The sequence below is a fragment of the Parasphingorhabdus sp. genome (assembly GCF_039939955.1).
In the GTDB taxonomy this organism is placed as follows: domain Bacteria; phylum Pseudomonadota; class Alphaproteobacteria; order Sphingomonadales; family Sphingomonadaceae; genus Parasphingorhabdus.
This window is the reverse complement of the sequence record NZ_JBDVHS010000005.1, coordinates 476,842-492,921: the sequence shown is the minus strand read 5'-3', so window position 1 is coordinate 492,921 and position 16,080 is coordinate 476,842. Positions and strand designations below refer to the sequence as shown.

The window sequence follows — 16,080 nt, the reverse complement described above, 5'->3', positions numbered from 1 at the left end:
CGACATTTATATTGTCTGGGGACGTTGCTGCACCGTCTGGGTTTTTTGGTCAAGCATCTGTTCATCAGAATCTGTCAAAGAAAATTTGCAGACTAGACAAACTGGTGCAATAGGCGTTCGGAAGATGGGTAATGCGATATTTGATGCTGCCCAAAGTGGGACTTAAAGTAGGTTGAGCCAGTCGATGAAATCTTCACTCGCCCTTTTTGCCCTTTGCGCCGCCGCCGCGACGCCAACATCCGCTATGGGCCAATCACAAAACGAGACAGCGGCAGCGCCCAACGAGCAGAATGATGAAATCGAGTTTAGCGCCGATTCCATCGACTATGATTTTGAGAATGATTTTGTCACCGCTAAAGGCAATGTAAACCTCAATCGCGACGGTTATAAGCTACATGCGGATACAGTTGTCTGGAACCGGAATACCGGATCCGTTGTGGCAGAAGGTCATATTCGCTCGATCAGCCCGGATGGTGACGTGGCCTATGGCGACCGGATTGAACTTACCGATAGCCTGCGCGATGGTGCCGTCGAAAACCTTCTGCTCGTTCTAGAAGATGGTAGCCGCCTCGCCGCTAAGCGAAGCGAACGTTTTGCCGATGGTTCACTTGCGCTAGACAATGCTGCTTATACCGCTTGTGCAGTCACAACCGAAGATGGCTGCCCCAAAAACCCCAGCTGGCAGATTAAAGCTGTTAAAGTAATATACGACCCGATCGAAAAGCGTGTGAAATATGATGGGGCTCGCATCGAAATTTTTGGGCTGCCCGTCATCCCTCTACCCGGTCTCTCTCATCCGATAAGTGACGAAAACCGCAGTGGCATAATCGTTCCCAATATCAAATTTGATACGGTCAATGGCATCGGCGTAACGGTGCCTTACTATTTCAATATTGCGCCTAATCAAGATGCCATCTTGACCACGCAGATATTTACCGATGTCGCGCCGCTGGTCAGCGGTACTTTTCGTAGCCTTGATCAAAAGGGCGCCTTCCAGTTAACCGGCTATGCCACCTATGGTTCCCGTATTCCAGCCGGTGCATCTCAGGCCTTGCCAAATGCAGAAGAAGATTTTCGGGGCTATTTTGCCACCAGCGGACGGTTCCGGCTGGATGATAAATGGACAGTTTCGCAATCGGCCAGGATAGCATCCGATCGAACGTTCTTAAGGCGCTATGATATCAGCGATGACGATAGCCTGCGCTCGACAATCAATATCGAGCGGATTGATGACAGCAGCTATTTCTCTTTGGCTGGATGGGCTTTCCAAACACTCAGAGTGAATGATCCGCAAAACCGCGTTCCTGTTGCTTTGCCCGTGATTGACTATCGCAAACGGTTCAATGATCCTGTCTTGGGTGGACGACTTGAGATACAAGCGAACAGCCTCGCTATAGGACGCAGCGAGGGGCAAGATACCCAACGCGCTTTCGGATCCGCCCGCTGGGACTTACGGAAACTAACCGACTGGGGGCAAGAGATAACCTTGACAGGTCTGGTTCGTGGCGACGTTTATCATAGCGAAGACAATGCACTCAACGAAACCGCCATCTATCGCGGTCAAAGCGGTTGGGAGACCCGTGCTATTGCTACAGCAGCGATCGATGTAAAATGGCCGCTGATCGGTGAAGCCTTTGGTGGCACCCAAACCGTCACGCCGCGGTTTCAAATCGTGGCAACACCCGGTTTAGCGAATCTCTCCGTCCCCAACGAAGATTCCCGCGCAGTTGATTTGGAAGACAGCAACCTTTTCGCTCTCAATCGCTTTCCCGGCTACGATCGCTATGAGGATAACGTCCGAGCAACCTACGGGCTGGAATGGGAAATTAATCGCCCTCAACTGCAGATAAACATGATCGTCGGCCAGAGTTATCGACTGGAAGATAACAGCAATATCGTCCCAGAGGGCACCGGGCTGTCTGATCGTTTTTCCGATATTGTTGGCCGCACCAATGTTCGGTTCAAGGATATCGTAAAGTTCACCCACCGTTTCCGGCTCGACAAAGATAATTTTGCCGTAAGGCGCAACGAGATTGACGCGACGATTGGTTCTAAGAGCACGTACGCTCAAGTCGGCTATCTGCGCCTAAACCGCAATATTGGATCCCAGCTTGAAGACCTTCGAGACCGCGAAGAAATTCGAGTTGGAGGTCGTTACCAGATCGACCGCTACTGGTCCGTATTTGGCTCTGCTATCGTTGACCTGACAGATCGCAAGGAAGATCCAATTTCAGTGGCCGACGGATATGATCCGGTGAGGCATCGTCTTGGCGTCGCTTATGACGACGGTTGTCTCTCCATGGGTGTAACCTGGCGTTATGATTATGAAAATAGCGGTGATGCACGGCGTGGCAGTACTTTTCTGTTGCGGCTGGCCTTGCGCAATCTGGGCGTGTAGAGATGCTTCAAACGGGTCAATCCGCTCATATTGGGTTCAGTAGATATTTGTTATTTGCTGCATGAACATTACTCTTTGTAGTTGAGAAGAAACAAGAAATGAATTTATTGAGCATGAAAATACGCAGGTTCAAAACCAAGGCCACATTATTCGCCGCACTTACCATCGCTGGCGCTTCGCCATCGATAGGCCAAACGGTTTCCGATAGCTCACTGCCGCAAACCGGATTGAATATCCCTGATGAATTGACAATATTCGGAGAGAATGATCCAAATGTTCGGCGTGCCACGGCGATTATTAACGGCGATATCATTACTGGAACCGATGTTGGTCACCGGCTCGCTCTTATAGTAGCAGCCAACGGCGGCAAAGTTTCGGACGAAGAGAAGCAGCGGTTACGGTTGCAAGTATTGCGGAATCTGATCGACGAAACACTTCAAATTCAAGAAGCGGAAGCCAATGAAATCAGCATTGCTGATGCGGAAGTTGAAGCTACTTTTCGTCAAGTAGCTCAACAAAATTTCAAGCAGGACATTAGCGCATTCGATCAATATCTGCGTACGAGAGGCTCATCCACAGATACACTTAAGCGCCAGATCCGGGGCGAGTTGGCATGGAGCCGACTACTGCGTCGCAACATCCAGCCATTCATCAATGTTGGCGATGAAGAGGTCAATGCCATCATCACGCGCCTGAACGCTTCAAAAGGCACGAGCGAATATCGTATCGGCGAGATCTATATGTCGGCATCCCAAGAAACAGCACAACAGGTTGCCGAAAATATGACCCAAATATTGCAGCAGATCCGCGCGGGCGGCTCCTTTGTTGCTTATGCTCGACAGTTTTCGGAAGCCTCTACAGCTGCGACCGGCGGAGACTTAGGTTGGGTCCGCCCGGCTCAACTGCCGCAAACATTGGCAGATGCTGCCAATCAGATGCAAGTGGGACAGGTTGTTGGTCCGATACAAGTACCGGGTGGTTTTTCGATCCTCTATCTGATCGACTCACGTCAGGTACTAACAGCTGATCCCCGCAACGCTCTACTCAGCCTTAAACAACTCGCGATTAGCTTTCCGGTAGGAACCACCGAAGCGCAAGCCTCCTCGGAAGCGGCACAATTTGCCACCGAGACCCAAAATATCAAAGGCTGTGGCGCAGCGAATGAAGTTGCTGCCCAATTAGGAGCCAGCATAGTCGACAACGATCAAGTTAGACTTCGTGATCTTCCCGCCGCTCTACAAGGCGCAATCGGGAAATTACAGATCGGTCAGGCTAGTCAGCCATTTGGATCGGTCGAAGATGGCGTTCGCGTTCTTATCCTGTGCGGGCGAGATGATCCCCAGACTGCTGCTGCACCGTCCTTCGATGCCATCATGTCTCAATTGGAGAATGAACGCATCAACAAGCGGGCCCAAATATATCTCCGCGATCTAAGACGCGACGCCATTATCGAATATAATTAATGGCCGATTGGAACGCCAAGCCATTTGCCATTTCTTGCGGTGACCCTGCTGGAGTTGGCCCTGAAATCATTGGAAAGAGCTGGCAACAGCGCGTCGAAGCCGGACTTAAGCCATTTTTTGCTATCGGCAATATGGCCGACTTTGAAAATCTTACCGGCGTGCCTACTCAAAAAATTGAACAGCCCGCGGAAGCCAGCGAGATATTCGGCGATGCGCTGCCAATATTGCACATCCATGAAGCCGATGCTGCTGTCCCGGGTGAGGCAACATTAGATGGCGCCCAATGTTCACTTCACGCACTCGAAATTGCTTGTGGGTTGACTCGCTCAGGAGATGCTGGAGCAGTGATCACGGCTCCGGTGTCCAAATCCCAGCTATATAAAGTTGGCTTCCGCTATCCCGGTCAGACCGAATTTGTTTCGGAGCGTTGCGGAATAGCGAGGGAGAATGGGGTCATGATGCTGGCGGGCCCCTCATTACGGGTCATCCCGATGACAACCCATATCCCACTGAAGGACGTTCCGGAGCAACTGACGGGGATGCTGATCATCGCTCGGGCTCGCGCCGCTCAGAAGGCGATGATCCGGAATTTCGGGATAGAAAAACCGCGGATCGCGATAGCTGGGCTCAATCCACATGCCGGCGAGGACGGCAATATTGGCGAGGAAGAGCAGCGGATCATGCAACCCGCGATTGATGAACTGCGACAGGAAGGGATCAATATCACCGATCCGATTCCGGCAGATTCGATGTTCCATGAGGAAGCCCGGGCCAAATATGATGTCGCGCTATGCCCCTATCACGATCAGGCCCTGATACCTTTGAAGACCCTGCATTTCTTTGATGGCGTCAACATCACGCTCGGTCTTCCTATTGTCCGGACATCGCCGGATCATGGGACCGCTTTCGATATCGCTGGACAAGGTATCGCAGATCCCCGGTCCATGATCGCTGCGATCCAGATGGCTGCTACTGCGGTCGCCAATCGACAGATTTACGACCATTGAAACAGCATATCGCCCTGCCCCCGCTTCGGGAGGTGATTAAGAAACACGGCCTGACGGCTAGCAAGGCGCTGGGTCAGAATTTCCTGTTCGATATGCAGCTTCTAGACCGTATTGCGGCGGTTCCCGGCGATCTTGATGGACAGCAAGTGTTTGAAGTCGGCCCCGGCCCTGGCGGCCTGACCCGTGCTATTTTGCAAACCGGAGCCAGCGTAACCGCCGTGGAGCGGGATGAACGCTGCTTGCCCGCCTTGTCCGAGCTATCCGACTATTTCCCGGACAAGCTCAAGCTGATCAACGACGACGCGCTGGCGCTGGACTATGGCAGTCTGTTTGACGGGCCGTTTCATATCCTCTCCAACCTGCCCTACAATGTCGGTTCTGCACTGCTCATCAAATGGCTCTCCGTTCCGCAATGGCCGCCCCAGTGGCAATCCCTGACCCTAATGTTCCAGCGTGAGGTCGCCGACCGGATTGTCGCGGAGCCCGGGTCCAGTGCCTATGGCCGTCTGTCGATCCTGGCCCAGTGGCGCAGCACCGCAAAGCTCGCGATGACCGTCCACCGATCGGCCTTTACGCCCCCGCCAAAGGTCATGTCGGCGGTTGTCCATATCGTTCCCAAAGCACAGCCCGAGGGCGTCGATTTCGCCAAGCTGGAAATCCTGACACAGACCGCCTTCAGCCAAAGGCGCAAAATGCTGCGGCAAAGCCTGAAAAAGCTGCCCGGCGGCCTCGAAGCGATGGAACAAGCCGGCATTGACAGTCAACGCCGGCCCGAGACACTCGCGGTTTCCGAGTTCGTCGAACTCGCCCGGCGGCTCTCCTAGCCGGCTGCTTTCAGCTTGCGCCGATAGGCATGCAGCAACGGTTCGGTATAGCCGCTAGGCTGTTCTACACCCTTGAACACCAGATCACGCGCCGCCTGAAAAGCGAGACTATCATCCGGATTGGGAGCCATAGGCCGATATAGGGGATCGCCTTCATTCTGACCGTCCACCTTAGACGCCATCCGCAGCAGGGCGGCATCGACCTGCTCGGCCGAACAGACGCCATGCAGCATCCAGTTGGCCATATGCTGCGAGGATATCCGCAGCGTCGCGCGATCTTCCATCAGACCGACATCATTGATGTCCGGTACTTTGGAGCAGCCGATGCCCTGATCAATCCAGCGCACAACATAACCCAATATGCCTTGGGCATTATTGTCGAGTTCGCGTTCAATTTCCGCGTCCGACCAATTATGGCCATCCGCCAACGGAACGGTCAGCAACTTGCCGAGCGGAGCAATTCCATCAGCCGCGACCTCTTTCTGCCGGTCAAAAACATTGACCCGGTGATAGTGGATCGCGTGCAGGGTCGCCGCCGTCGGACTGGGCACCCAGGCGGTGTTGGCACCGGTCATCGGATGACCGATTTTCTGTTCCATCATGTCGGCCATCATGTCGGGTGCGGCCCACATGCCTTTTCCGATCTGCGCCTTGCCGGACATACCGCAAGCTAGGCCAATGGTGACATTGCGCTGCTCATAGGCGGTGATCCAGTCGCTATTTTTGATATCACCCTTGGCAAGCATTGCGCCCGCTTGCATCGAAGTGTGGATTTCATCGCCGGTGCGATCAAGAAAACCGGTGTTGATGAACACGACGCGATCCTTCACCGCGTAGATACACGCAGCGAGATTGGCAGAAGTCCGGCGCTCTTCATCCATCACACCCACTTTCATGGTGTGGCGGTCCAATCCGAGCATATCTTCCACCGCATCGAACAGGTCATTGGTGAAGCCGCATTCTTCCGGCCCGTGCATTTTCGGTTTCACGATATAGATGGATCCGGTGCGGCTGTTGCTCAACTCACCCAATCCCTTGATATCATGCATCGCGATAAGACTAGTGAACACGCCGTCCAGCAATCCTTCTGGCGCTTCTGATCCATCGGCCAGCAACACCGCCGGATTGGTCATCAAATGGCCGACATTGCGAACAAACATCAAACTGCGGCCCGGCAAGGAGAAAGCGGTACCGTCCAGATCGGTATAATCCCGATCGGGATTTGCTTTCCGCTCAATCGTCTTGCCGCCCTTTTCGAAGGAAGCATCCAGATCGCCGCGCATCAGACCAAGCCAGTTGGTATAAGCCAGTACCTTATCCTCGGCATCCACAGCCGCGACCGAATCTTCCATATCGATGATCGTGGTCAGCGCCGCTTCCATCAGAACATCCGCGATATTAGCCGGGTCATCCTTGCCAATCGGGTGGGCTGGATCAATCACGACCTCGACATGCAATCCGTTATGTTTGAGCAATAGTGACTGACCATTTCGGCCGACCAATTGCGATGGATCAGCCAATGCAGGCTCACCACCGGTATAATCGATCCAGGAGCCATCGGTCAGGGCAAAGGCTTCATCCAGAAATGCCTTTGCTGCTTTGACCACATGCGCGCCACGCTCAGGGTCATAGCCGCCCGGCTTGGCTGGCGGAGCGTTCAATGCATCCGTTCCATAAAAGGCATCATAAAGACTACCCCAGCGGGCGTTGGCAGCGTTCAGAACAAACCGGTCGTTGAGTGATGGCACCACCAACTGCGGTCCGGCCATTGTCGCGATTTCCGAATCCACATTCTCGGTGGTGATCGAGAAAGAATCTGGTTCTTCAACAAGATAGCCAATGCTTTTTAGAAATGATTGATATTCAGTCTGATCAATGGCCTTACCCATATTGGCTTTGTGCCAAGCATCAATCTGCTCTTGCAGATCCTCTCGTTTTGCCAAGAGATATGTATTGCGGGGCGCGAATTTTCCGAGCAGTTCTGCAAAAGCCTGCCAAAATTTTGCGCCATCTACGCCGGTTCCCGGCAAGGCCCGGTCATTGACAAAATCAAACAGTTCCTGTGCGATCTGGATGCCGTTCTGGCTGACATATTCAGACATAAATCTTCCTCGTTCAAATCATTTACCCGAAGCGTACAGCGTACACTCTAAACTATCAAAATTTTCCGGGGAGGAATCGCAGCCGTCTATGGCCACTCTTTTTCGCCCTGTAAATGCTATGGGCAAAGGGAGGCTAAAAAACGATCGTCCCGATGGCGAACTTTACAAAGTTTACACTGTTAAGAGAGATTATTTTTCCACGATAGATATATGCGTAGAAATGCTAAAAAATGGACGATAATTCAATAACTTTGGCTTGGAACCCAACCTCCGTTCTAGAATGTCTCGCAAGATCAATATTTCGTCGGCTCTTCTTTCACACATATTTGATACTCCTTTCAACGACGGCCCGCACCATCTTGGGAACATGAATATCAGAATATATTGATCGGCGCCCATGTAGGACAGCAATTTCAGGACAACAGAGCGGGTGGCATCAGATGGTGACAAATGCTACCGGTTTCAAATGAAAGCAAATTCCTTCCCTGAACAAGAGACATTGGAAAAGGCGAGCGAACTGCCTCTATTGGCGCGAACCCTTGAATGGGCAAAGGTCAACAGCGGCAGCGGCAACCTCGATGGTTTAAAAACCGTCGCGGGAATGCTTGCTGATGCTTTCTCCGTCTTGCCGGGCGATATCCAGCTGCTCGATCCTGAACCGGTTGACGCTGTGCGCGCCGATGGCCGTGTTGATCAGATCCAGCGGGGACAACATCTGGTTGCTTCCGTACGCCCCGAAGCAGCGGTCCGTATATTGCTAACCGGGCATATGGATACGGTATTCGCGGTGGACCATCCGTTTCAGCAAATTGTCGAGTTGGAAAGTGGCCTGCTGAACGGCCCGGGCCTCGCCGATATGAAGGGCGGTATATCCGTCATGCTCGGTGCGCTGCAACTGCTGGAGCAAAGCGACGTCGCGAGCCAGATCGGCTATGATGTGATGATCAACAGCGATGAAGAAGTCGGGTCCGGTTCTTCAGCATCGCTGATCAAACAACTGGCCAAAGGCAAAACAGCTGCCCTGACCTATGAACCCGCCCTGCCCGACGGCACGCTGGCCGGCGAACGCGGCGGCAGCGGCAATTTCTCAATCATATTTACCGGCAAGAGTGCTCATGCAGGCCGCAATCCCGATGAAGGGCGCAACGCCTTGATCGCGGCGGCCGATATGGCCGTACGCTTGAAAGCGCTCCACCGCGAGGGGCTCAGCGTAAATCCGGCGAAGATCGATGGCGGCGCCCCCAATAACAGCGTTCCCGATCACGCGATCCTACGCGTCAATTTCCGGCCAAAGTCTCTCGAAGATCAAGCAGAGGCGCAAGCTGCACTCGACCATTTGGTTGCCGATATCGCACGCGAACATGATCTAGACACCCATTGTCACGGTAGTTTTGGCCGTCCACCCAAACCAATCGATCCCCAAGCGCAGAAACTCTTTGGCTTGGTGAAACAATGCGGCGCGGAACTCGGTCTCGATATCAATTGGCGGGGCACCGGCGGGGTATGTGACGGCAATAATATCGCGGCCTGTGGCATTCCGGTGGTCGACACCATGGGCGTCCGCGGCGGAGCGATCCACAGCTCTGATGAATTTTTGATCGCAGACAGTCTGATCGAACGGACACAATTATCGGCACTGACAATCATGCGGATTGCCGGAAAGGGAGGATTATGAGTTTCCGAATACGGGCGGCGCGGGTCAGCGATCTGCAGCATCTATACGAAATGGCGAAACTGACGGGTGGCGGCTTTACCAACCTGCCGGCCGATCGCGATTCCCTGACCGAGAAACTAGAGCGCTCCGAACGCGCTTATCAGAGTGATACGAACGAACATGGCAATGATCTGTTTGTCATGGTGCTGGAAAATGTCGAAACCGGTGCAGTCCGCGGCACTTCGCAGCTGTTCACCAAAGTCGGCCAGACATGGCCCTTCTATTCCTATCGCCTGAGCACCTTGTCGCAAACCAGCAAAGAGCTGGACCGCACATTCAGCGCACAAATGCTGAGCCTGGTCACCGATCTGGAAGGCGCCAGTGAAGTTGGCGGTCTATTCCTCCATCCGGGCGAGCGCGCAGGTGGTCTGGGCATGTTGCTGGCGCGCAGCCGCTATCTGTTCATCAAGGAGCATCGCACCCGCTTTGGCGACAAGGTATTTGCAGAGCTACGCGGTGTGATTGACGAAGCAGGCGGATCTCCCTTCTGGGACGGCCTCGCGGGTCGCTTTTTTGGCATGAGTTTTCAAGAAGCGGACTATTTCAATGCCATTCACGGCAACCAATTCATTGCCGACCTAATGCCCAAACACCCGATCTATACGGCGATGCTGAGCGAAACTGCGCGAGCGTCCATCGGCGTACCCCATACCAGCGGCCGCGCGGCGATGCGCATGCTCGAAACCGAGAATTTCTCCTATGATGGCTATGTCGATATTTTTGACGGTGGGCCGACTATGGCGGCTAAAACCAACGATGTGACCAGCATTCGCAATTCAAAGTCCGCGGCAATCACCGCGATGGCGGACGGCGAGATCAAATCGATCATCTCCCATGGTTCGCTTCTGCAGTTTCAGGCAACCTATGCGATGGTCACGGAAACCCCCGATGGTGTGACAATCGACCAGCAGGCTGCCGATAATCTGGGACTGAACGCGGGGGACATGATTAGGTACATCCCCCGATGAACCCGCTGGTTGAAATCAATTTCGATGGCATCATCGGCCCCAGCCATAATTATGCGGGACTGAGCGTTGGCAATATTGCCTCTGCAACCAATGCTGGTGAAACCGCCTATCCACGAGAAGCGGCGCTTCAAGGTATCGCCAAAATGCGACACAATCTGGACCTCGGTCTCGCGCAAGGATTTTTCATGCCGCTCGATCGGCCCAATATGAGCTGGCTGGACGGCTTGGGTACGACGGTTGGTGATGCCGAAGCCCATATGCGGGCTGCGGCTTTTTCCGCATCCTCAATGTGGGCCGCCAATGCCGCGACCGTTTCTCCGGCACCCGACACTCCCGATCACAGATGCCATCTCACCGTTGCCAATTTGCAAACCATGCCACACCGCAGCCATGAATGGCCCGGAACAGCATCACAGATACAACTGGCCTTTGCCGATGGCGAGCATTTCTCCGTCCACGCTCCCGTTCCATCGCCCTTTGGCGATGAAGGGGCTGCCAATCATATGCGCCTTTGTCCACGCCATGACGCGCCGGGTATCGAGATATTCGTCTTTGGCAAAAGCGGTGGCCCCTTTCCTGCTCGCCAACATATTGAAGCAAGCAAAGCCGTGGCCCGCAAACATCGCCTGGACCGACATCACGCACTATTTGCCCAGCAGGCGGAAATCGCGATAGCAGCAGGCGCCTTTCACAATGATGTTGTCGCGGTCGCCAATGAGCGGGTATTGTTCACCCATGAACAGGCCTTTGAACGGCCGGACACGCTCTATACCGCGATCCGAGAGAAAATGCCCGAGGCTGAGATTATCATCGTCCCGACCAATAAGGTCAGTTTGGAAGACGCGATAAAATCCTATTTGTTCAACGCGCAACTGGTAACCCTTCCGGGCGAAGGTGGCATGGCTCTCATCCTGCCAAGCGAGGCCCGCGAAAATGAGCGCGTCTGGAGCTATCTAGAGGAACTCGTCGACGGCAATGGGCCGATACGCCGCCTGTGCCCTGTCGATGTTCGGCAATCCATGGCCAATGGTGGTGGCCCCGCATGCCTGCGACTGCGCGTCGTCGCGGACCCGACCACCGTCGATCAGCGCTTTATGGCAACATCGGACAAGCTTGATGCCATTGCACGGATCGTGTCCAATCATTGGCCCGAAGCAATCAATCCAGACCAGCTTTCCGATCCGGGGTTAATCCAAGCGATACGCACGGCCAGGAGCGAACTGCTCGCGATATGCGGCCTCACAGAACTGGATCGCTAATTGCATCCCTTCACTGTCGGGTTAATTTACAGTTTACCATGTTTTACGATAACAAAATGGCACTTTTCTAGGCTTGGCATAAGGTTTGCTACGAAATCACTATGTGGAAGAAGATCAGACGGCTCTTCGTTATCAAGACGAAATTTGAAGCTTTTCTTATCACCTATGCTCTTGCCACAGGCGCGGTAGCGCGTGGTCAAGATTATTTGATCCAATATCCCGGCTGGGGTGGAAAATTGCTGTTTCTGGCCGTGACGGGCGCGGTTTTCATGGCCGGCGCCAAAATGCTCGAAGCCATCGAACTCCGTCAGGCTTATGGTTCCAAACACTGAACAGCCGGCCCGATGGCACCAATAATTCGCTTAATGGTTGAAGATAAAGTGGAAGGCTTCTGTTGCCCGGTGCCTTCCAAACCGCTGAATTCCCTTCTGTTGCCCGGTGGGTTCAACCGCGCATAGCTTTCTAACTTATGACCGTGAGGTCAATGGGTTAGGCAGCGATAGCGAGTGCTTCATTATCGTTTGCACTTATAGGTTTTGAGCAATCACGGCATACTCAGGCCGGGTAAAAATAGAGTCTTTGAACACACGTCGATCCTGGTTCGGCCCCATCAACAAAAGCGTTCTGCATCGCTACAAATCGCTTAAAATGGTGGAGCCGCCGGGTACTGCCCCCGGGTCCGTTGTGTCTATTACACACCATAATTTATCACCATAGTCCGTCGAAACGAACGGTTCCTATATAGGGATATAATTCTGAATGAACAGTGCACAGACACAAAAAGGGCCCCTCCGGGATACCAAGCATGCCAATGGCAATTTGGTTCCCGAAGGGGCCCGGAATGTAGTTTTCCTAGTTCAGATCGTTATTTTTTCAAACTATCGCGAATTTCGGTGAGCAGATCAATTTCGCTTGGTCCTGCGTCTTCTGCTTCTGCTTTTTTCATCGCTTTATTGGCATAACGAACGATCATGAAGATGATGAACGCCAGAATGATGAAGTTGATCACCACGGTAAGGAACTGCCCCCAGCCCAACATCGGCACGCCAACTTCTTTCAGCGCCGCATAATCAGTCATCGCGCCAGCGTAATCAGCAGGTGGCGATCCCAATAAGATGAACATTCCCGAGAAATCAGGAACACCAAATAGCGCGCTGACAATCGGCATGATTACATCTTCGGTCAACGATGTAGTAATCGTTGCAAAGGCTGCCCCGATAATTACGGCAACGGCTAAATCCAGCACATTGCCCTTCAGGATAAATTCTTTAAATTCACTCAACATATTGTTTCCTTTCCCCATGTTTAATGGAGACTGAATGTAGGAAAAATCCAAATTTGTCGAGTGAAGTCGTTGCAAAAACAACCAGAGATACCTATTTTTACTAAGTGAAACGGCTTTTCGCCGTGTGGATGGAGGGATTTCAAACATGACGACCAAATTGATCAAATTTCTAATGGTTCCGGCCGTAGCCTTGTCGCTAAGCGCCTGCGGGATCAACAGCGTACCGACGGCAGAAGAAAATGCGAAAGCAAAATGGGCGGATGTGGAAAGCACCTATCAACGCCGCGCCGATCTCATTCCGAATCTGGTAGAAACCGTGAAGGGCTTTGCGGCTCAAGAGCAAGACACGCTGACAGCCGTGGTAGAAGCCAGAGCAAAAGCAACATCCATTCAGCTGAATGTCGAAGACCTCGGCGATGCTGCGAAGGTCCAAGAATTTGCTGCTGCACAAGGCGCACTCTCGCAGGGATTGGGGCGCCTGATGGCAACTGTCGAAGCCTATCCTGATCTTAAATCGAACCAGAATTTCTTGGCTCTACAAAGCCAGCTAGAAGGTACCGAAAACCGGATCAACATCGCCCGGCGCGATTATAATGAATCAGTCCGCGAATATAATACCACCATCCGGACGTTCCCCGACATTATCGGCGCGAAGATCATTCACGGTGCGGAACCAATGGAACCCTTTGCTGCAACCACAGAAGGCGCGGACAAAGCACCTGACGTCAGCTTCTAAGCGTGACTGCCCTTCGATTCATTCATCCGTTGAAGACGGTCTTTGCTGGCTTGGCCATCGCCTTTTTGGCGATCGCCAGCCCGGCTTTGGCCCAAGACTTCCCCGAACTCACCGGCCGGGTGGTTGATCAGGCGGACCTGCTTGATCCTGCGCAAGAAGCGGATCTGACGGCAAGGCTTGCGGCCCTGGAAACCCAATCCAATCGACAGCTTGTCGTCGCGACGGTCAACAGCCTGCAAGGCTATGATATCGCCGACTATGGCTATCAGCTAGGTCGGACATGGGGCATCGGACAGGATGGCGTGGGCGAAACAGAAAAAGACAATGGCCTAATCCTGCTGGTCGCGCCCAATGAACGCAAAGTGCGCGTTGAAGTGGGCTATGGCCTAGAAGGGATTATGACCGATGCTCTGTCGAGCATGGTCATTCAGAATGATATTCTCCCAAAATTCCGCAACAACAATATGGCTGGCGGCATTATCGCTGGCGTCGGGCGGATATCGAACCAACTCACCCTGCCCGAGGATGAAGCACGGTTGGTAGCCCAGGAAGCGGAGCAACGGTCCAACAGGGGCGACGAAGAGAATATCGGCCTGCTGATATTCTGGGGATTCATCCTCATATTCTTCGTCATCATTCCGATGTTCTCCAACCGAGGCGGCAAACGCTATCGTCATGGCGCCGGCCCCGTCATCATTTGGGGCGGTGGCGGCTCCGGCTGGGGCGGCGGTAGCAGCGGCGGTGGCTTTGGCGGCGGCGGAGGTTTTGGTGGCGGCTTTGGCGGCGGAGGCGGCGGCTTTGGCGGCGGCGGCGCATCGGGGGGTTGGTAATGGGAAAAGTGAACCAATTTACACCGGCTGATCATAAGATCGTTACGTCCGCGGTTTCCGAAGCGGAGAAATCCACCGATGGAGAAATTGTCACCATCGTAACCGGCGAATCCGATCATTATGGTGATGTTGCCTGGGCGATATCCGGCATTGTTGCGCTAACCGCCTTGCTGGTCATCAGCCTGTTTCCCGAAACATATCTGACGACCATCGATTGGCTCGCCGGTGGCTGGAGCGGGATCACTGCCCTGCCCTATTGGGCCCTGTTTGTTTTTACCGCGTTGAAATTTTTCGGCACGAGACTGATCCTGATCTGGAAACCTTTGCTTTTCCTCTTGATTCCATCACCGATCAAGAAAGCCCGTGTACGCAAACGGGCCATCTCGCTGTTCCGTGTATCCACGGACCATCGCACCGTCGGCCGAACTGGCATATTGCTCTATCTATCCATGCGCGAACATCGGGCAGAAATTGTCGCCGACGAAGCCATTGTGGAAAAAGTAGAGCCCGCCATATGGGGCGACGCAATGATTGCCCTGATCGATCTGGTACGCGCTCGCAAACCCGGTGAAGGCATGGCCGAAGCGGTACGGCAGATGGGTATTGTCCTATCGGAACATTTCCCCAAATCGGACCAAAATCCGAATGAGCTACCCGACAGGCTGATCGAACTTTGAGCGACGCCGGCCACACGAATATTGAAACAATGTGGGAAGGCCGATTTATAACGGCCAAGCGCGACGGAAAATGGGAATATGTCTCACGCAGTCGGGGCATCAAAGCCGCGGTCATTCTCGCGATTGATGATGGTCATGTGTTGCTGGTCGAACAATTTCGCGTTCCGCTGGGTAAAAACTGCATCGAGCTGCCTGCCGGACTGGTCGGCGATCATGACGACAATGCAGACGAAGATAGCGCCATCGCGGCAATTCGCGAACTGGAAGAAGAAACCGGCTATCGGGCCGAAACCATGGATGATTGCGGTGAATATTATTCCTCACCGGGCATGGTGTCGGAAAGCTTCTCGCTATTCAAAGCCAAGGGGCTAACCAAAGTCAGCGAAGGCGGCGGCGTTGATGGAGAAGATATCATCGTCCACCGCGTGGCATTGACCCAGCTATCCGATTTTATCGAGAAAAAGCGCAGCGAAGGCGCTGGTATTGATGTGAAATTGCTACTCTTGCTTCAGGCAGAGACTCTATAACTCAGCGAAAATTATCCGCATAGGCTTGCAGTTTCAGTTTCTTCTGCGGCGTCGGAACAACAGAATAAGAAATCCCGCATTTGTCGGCATAGGCCTTTGCTGCATCGACATCCTTGAACTTCAACTTCACCTGCCGCTGCGTGTCGCCTGACCCGGCCCAACCGGTTAGAGGGTCTGCCTTGCGCGCTTCAGACGGTTCAAACTCCAACACCCATTTGTCCGTCAGTGCCTGACCAGACTGCATTGCGTTCATCGGGTTTTGGTAAATTCGTGCTGCCATTTTCGGTTCC

16 protein-coding genes and 1 other RNA gene are annotated in these 16,080 nt (G+C 53.4%); 12 read left to right on the top strand and 5 right to left on the bottom strand.

Going from position 1 to position 16,080, the window contains the following annotated elements:
• The first annotated feature begins 184 nt into the window (after window positions 1-184).
• Entirely contained in the window at window positions 185-2,398 is a 2,214-nt protein-coding gene (lptD, locus tag ABJG22_RS07650) for an LPS assembly protein LptD (RefSeq protein ID WP_348019649.1), read from the top strand.
• A gap of 25 nt (window positions 2,399-2,423) precedes the next feature.
• Here lptD and ABJG22_RS07645 read toward each other — a convergent pair whose 3' ends face one another.
• On the bottom strand, window positions 2,424-2,687 hold the full coding sequence (locus tag ABJG22_RS07645) for a hypothetical protein (RefSeq protein ID WP_348020356.1): 264 nt from the start codon (window positions 2,685-2,687) through the stop codon (window positions 2,424-2,426).
• On the opposite strand from ABJG22_RS07645, the gene ABJG22_RS07640 reads away from it, so the two are divergent.
• Genes ABJG22_RS07640 through rsmA form a run of 3 tightly spaced genes read left to right on the top strand, consistent with a single transcriptional unit; the run spans window position 2,626 to window position 5,692 of the window.
• Window positions 2,626-3,861 carry a peptidylprolyl isomerase gene (locus tag ABJG22_RS07640; RefSeq protein ID WP_348020324.1) on the top strand — a complete coding sequence of 412 codons (1,236 nt, stop codon included), beginning with the start codon at window positions 2,626-2,628 and terminating at the stop codon, window positions 3,859-3,861. The genes ABJG22_RS07645 and ABJG22_RS07640 overlap by 62 nt on opposite strands.
• Window positions 3,861-4,868 (top strand): 4-hydroxythreonine-4-phosphate dehydrogenase PdxA, encoded by a 1,008-nt coding sequence (gene pdxA / locus ABJG22_RS07635; RefSeq protein ID WP_348019648.1) that lies wholly within the window; start codon window positions 3,861-3,863, stop codon window positions 4,866-4,868. The genes ABJG22_RS07640 and pdxA overlap by 1 nt, the downstream gene beginning before the upstream one ends.
• Window positions 4,865-5,692 carry a 16S rRNA (adenine(1518)-N(6)/adenine(1519)-N(6))-dimethyltransferase RsmA gene (rsmA, locus tag ABJG22_RS07630; protein ID WP_348019647.1) on the top strand — a complete coding sequence of 276 codons (828 nt, stop codon included), beginning with the start codon at window positions 4,865-4,867 and terminating at the stop codon, window positions 5,690-5,692. The genes pdxA and rsmA overlap by 4 nt, the downstream gene beginning before the upstream one ends.
• Here rsmA and ABJG22_RS07625 read toward each other — a convergent pair.
• The gene (locus ABJG22_RS07625) at window positions 5,689-7,794 is read right to left on the bottom strand and encodes a malate synthase G (RefSeq protein WP_348019646.1); all 2,106 of its coding nucleotides are present in this window, start codon (window positions 7,792-7,794) and stop codon (window positions 5,689-5,691) included. The two genes, rsmA and ABJG22_RS07625, sit on opposite strands and share 4 nt — an antisense overlap.
• 466 nt (window positions 7,795-8,260) lie before the next feature.
• Here ABJG22_RS07625 and ABJG22_RS07620 point away from each other — a divergent pair, with 466 nt between their 5' ends.
• From ABJG22_RS07620 to ABJG22_RS07605, 4 genes are all read left to right on the top strand, one after another.
• The gene (locus tag ABJG22_RS07620) at window positions 8,261-9,469 is read left to right on the top strand and encodes a hydrolase (RefSeq protein ID WP_348019645.1); all 1,209 of its coding nucleotides are present in this window, start codon (window positions 8,261-8,263) and stop codon (window positions 9,467-9,469) included.
• Entirely contained in the window at window positions 9,466-10,476 is a 1,011-nt protein-coding gene (locus ABJG22_RS07615) for an arginine N-succinyltransferase (RefSeq protein ID WP_348019644.1), read from the top strand. Before ABJG22_RS07620 ends, ABJG22_RS07615 begins: the two co-directional genes overlap by 4 nt.
• Window positions 10,473-11,735, top strand: a complete 1,263-nt coding sequence (locus tag ABJG22_RS07610) for an N-succinylarginine dihydrolase (protein WP_348019643.1) — start codon at window positions 10,473-10,475, stop codon at window positions 11,733-11,735. The genes ABJG22_RS07615 and ABJG22_RS07610 overlap by 4 nt, the downstream gene beginning before the upstream one ends.
• Before the next feature lie 101 nt (window positions 11,736-11,836).
• Window positions 11,837-12,067: a hypothetical protein gene (locus ABJG22_RS07605; protein ID WP_348019642.1), complete on the top strand. Its 231-nt coding sequence runs from the start codon at window positions 11,837-11,839 to the stop codon at window positions 12,065-12,067.
• Between the two features lie 47 nt (window positions 12,068-12,114).
• Here the strand turns inward: ABJG22_RS07605 and ssrA are convergent.
• Together ssrA and mscL are read right to left on the bottom strand one after the other, a co-directional pair.
• Window positions 12,115-12,505, bottom strand: a transfer-messenger RNA (tmRNA) gene (gene ssrA / locus ABJG22_RS07600).
• Window positions 12,506-12,600: 95 nt separating this feature from the next.
• On the bottom strand, window positions 12,601-13,020 hold the full coding sequence (gene mscL / locus ABJG22_RS07595; RefSeq protein ID WP_348019641.1) for a large conductance mechanosensitive channel protein MscL: 420 nt from the start codon (window positions 13,018-13,020) through the stop codon (window positions 12,601-12,603).
• Window positions 13,021-13,165: 145 nt separating this feature from the next.
• On the opposite strand from mscL, the gene ABJG22_RS07590 reads away from it, so the two are divergent.
• From ABJG22_RS07590 to ABJG22_RS07575, 4 genes are read left to right on the top strand one after another with little or no spacing between them, the layout of a single operon-like run.
• The gene (locus ABJG22_RS07590) at window positions 13,166-13,756 is read left to right on the top strand and encodes a LemA family protein (RefSeq protein ID WP_348019640.1); all 591 of its coding nucleotides are present in this window, start codon (window positions 13,166-13,168) and stop codon (window positions 13,754-13,756) included.
• Window positions 13,757-13,785: 29 nt separating this feature from the next.
• Window positions 13,786-14,586 carry a TPM domain-containing protein gene (locus ABJG22_RS07585; RefSeq protein WP_348020323.1) on the top strand — a complete coding sequence of 267 codons (801 nt, stop codon included), beginning with the start codon at window positions 13,786-13,788 and terminating at the stop codon, window positions 14,584-14,586.
• Window positions 14,586-15,263, top strand: coding sequence for a hypothetical protein (locus ABJG22_RS07580; RefSeq protein ID WP_348019639.1), 678 nt, complete (start codon window positions 14,586-14,588; stop codon window positions 15,261-15,263). Before ABJG22_RS07585 ends, ABJG22_RS07580 begins: the two co-directional genes overlap by 1 nt.
• A 29-nt stretch (window positions 15,264-15,292) precedes the next feature.
• Window positions 15,293-15,790 (top strand): NUDIX hydrolase, encoded by a 498-nt coding sequence (locus ABJG22_RS07575; RefSeq protein ID WP_348020322.1) that lies wholly within the window; start codon window positions 15,293-15,295, stop codon window positions 15,788-15,790.
• Between the two features lies 1 nt (window position 15,791).
• On the opposite strand, the gene ABJG22_RS07570 is transcribed toward ABJG22_RS07575, so the two are convergent.
• On the bottom strand, window positions 15,792-16,070 hold the full coding sequence (locus ABJG22_RS07570; RefSeq protein WP_348019638.1) for an ETC complex I subunit: 279 nt from the start codon (window positions 16,068-16,070) through the stop codon (window positions 15,792-15,794).
• Window positions 16,071-16,080 lie beyond the last annotated feature (10 nt).

Coding starts and splice junctions, on each gene's coding strand:
- ABJG22_RS07610 (WP_348019643.1), top strand. CDS start 10,473: ATGAACCCGCTGGTTGAAATCAATTTCGATGGCATCATCGGCCCCAGC.
- ABJG22_RS07605 (WP_348019642.1), top strand. CDS start 11,837: ATGTGGAAGAAGATCAGACGGCTCTTCGTTATCAAGACGAAATTTGAA.
- ABJG22_RS07570 (WP_348019638.1), bottom strand. CDS start 16,070: ATGGCAGCACGAATTTACCAAAACCCGATGAACGCAATGCAGTCTGGT.
- ABJG22_RS07625 (WP_348019646.1), bottom strand. CDS start 7,794: ATGTCTGAATATGTCAGCCAGAACGGCATCCAGATCGCACAGGAACTG.
- ABJG22_RS07575 (WP_348020322.1), top strand. CDS start 15,293: ATGTGGGAAGGCCGATTTATAACGGCCAAGCGCGACGGAAAATGGGAA.
- mscL (WP_348019641.1), bottom strand. CDS start 13,020: ATGTTGAGTGAATTTAAAGAATTTATCCTGAAGGGCAATGTGCTGGAT.
- ABJG22_RS07615 (WP_348019644.1), top strand. CDS start 9,466: ATGAGTTTCCGAATACGGGCGGCGCGGGTCAGCGATCTGCAGCATCTA.
- ABJG22_RS07590 (WP_348019640.1), top strand. CDS start 13,166: ATGACGACCAAATTGATCAAATTTCTAATGGTTCCGGCCGTAGCCTTG.
- lptD (WP_348019649.1), top strand. CDS start 185: ATGAAATCTTCACTCGCCCTTTTTGCCCTTTGCGCCGCCGCCGCGACG.
- pdxA (WP_348019648.1), top strand. CDS start 3,861: ATGGCCGATTGGAACGCCAAGCCATTTGCCATTTCTTGCGGTGACCCT.
- ABJG22_RS07580 (WP_348019639.1), top strand. CDS start 14,586: ATGGGAAAAGTGAACCAATTTACACCGGCTGATCATAAGATCGTTACG.
- ABJG22_RS07620 (WP_348019645.1), top strand. CDS start 8,261: ATGAAAGCAAATTCCTTCCCTGAACAAGAGACATTGGAAAAGGCGAGC.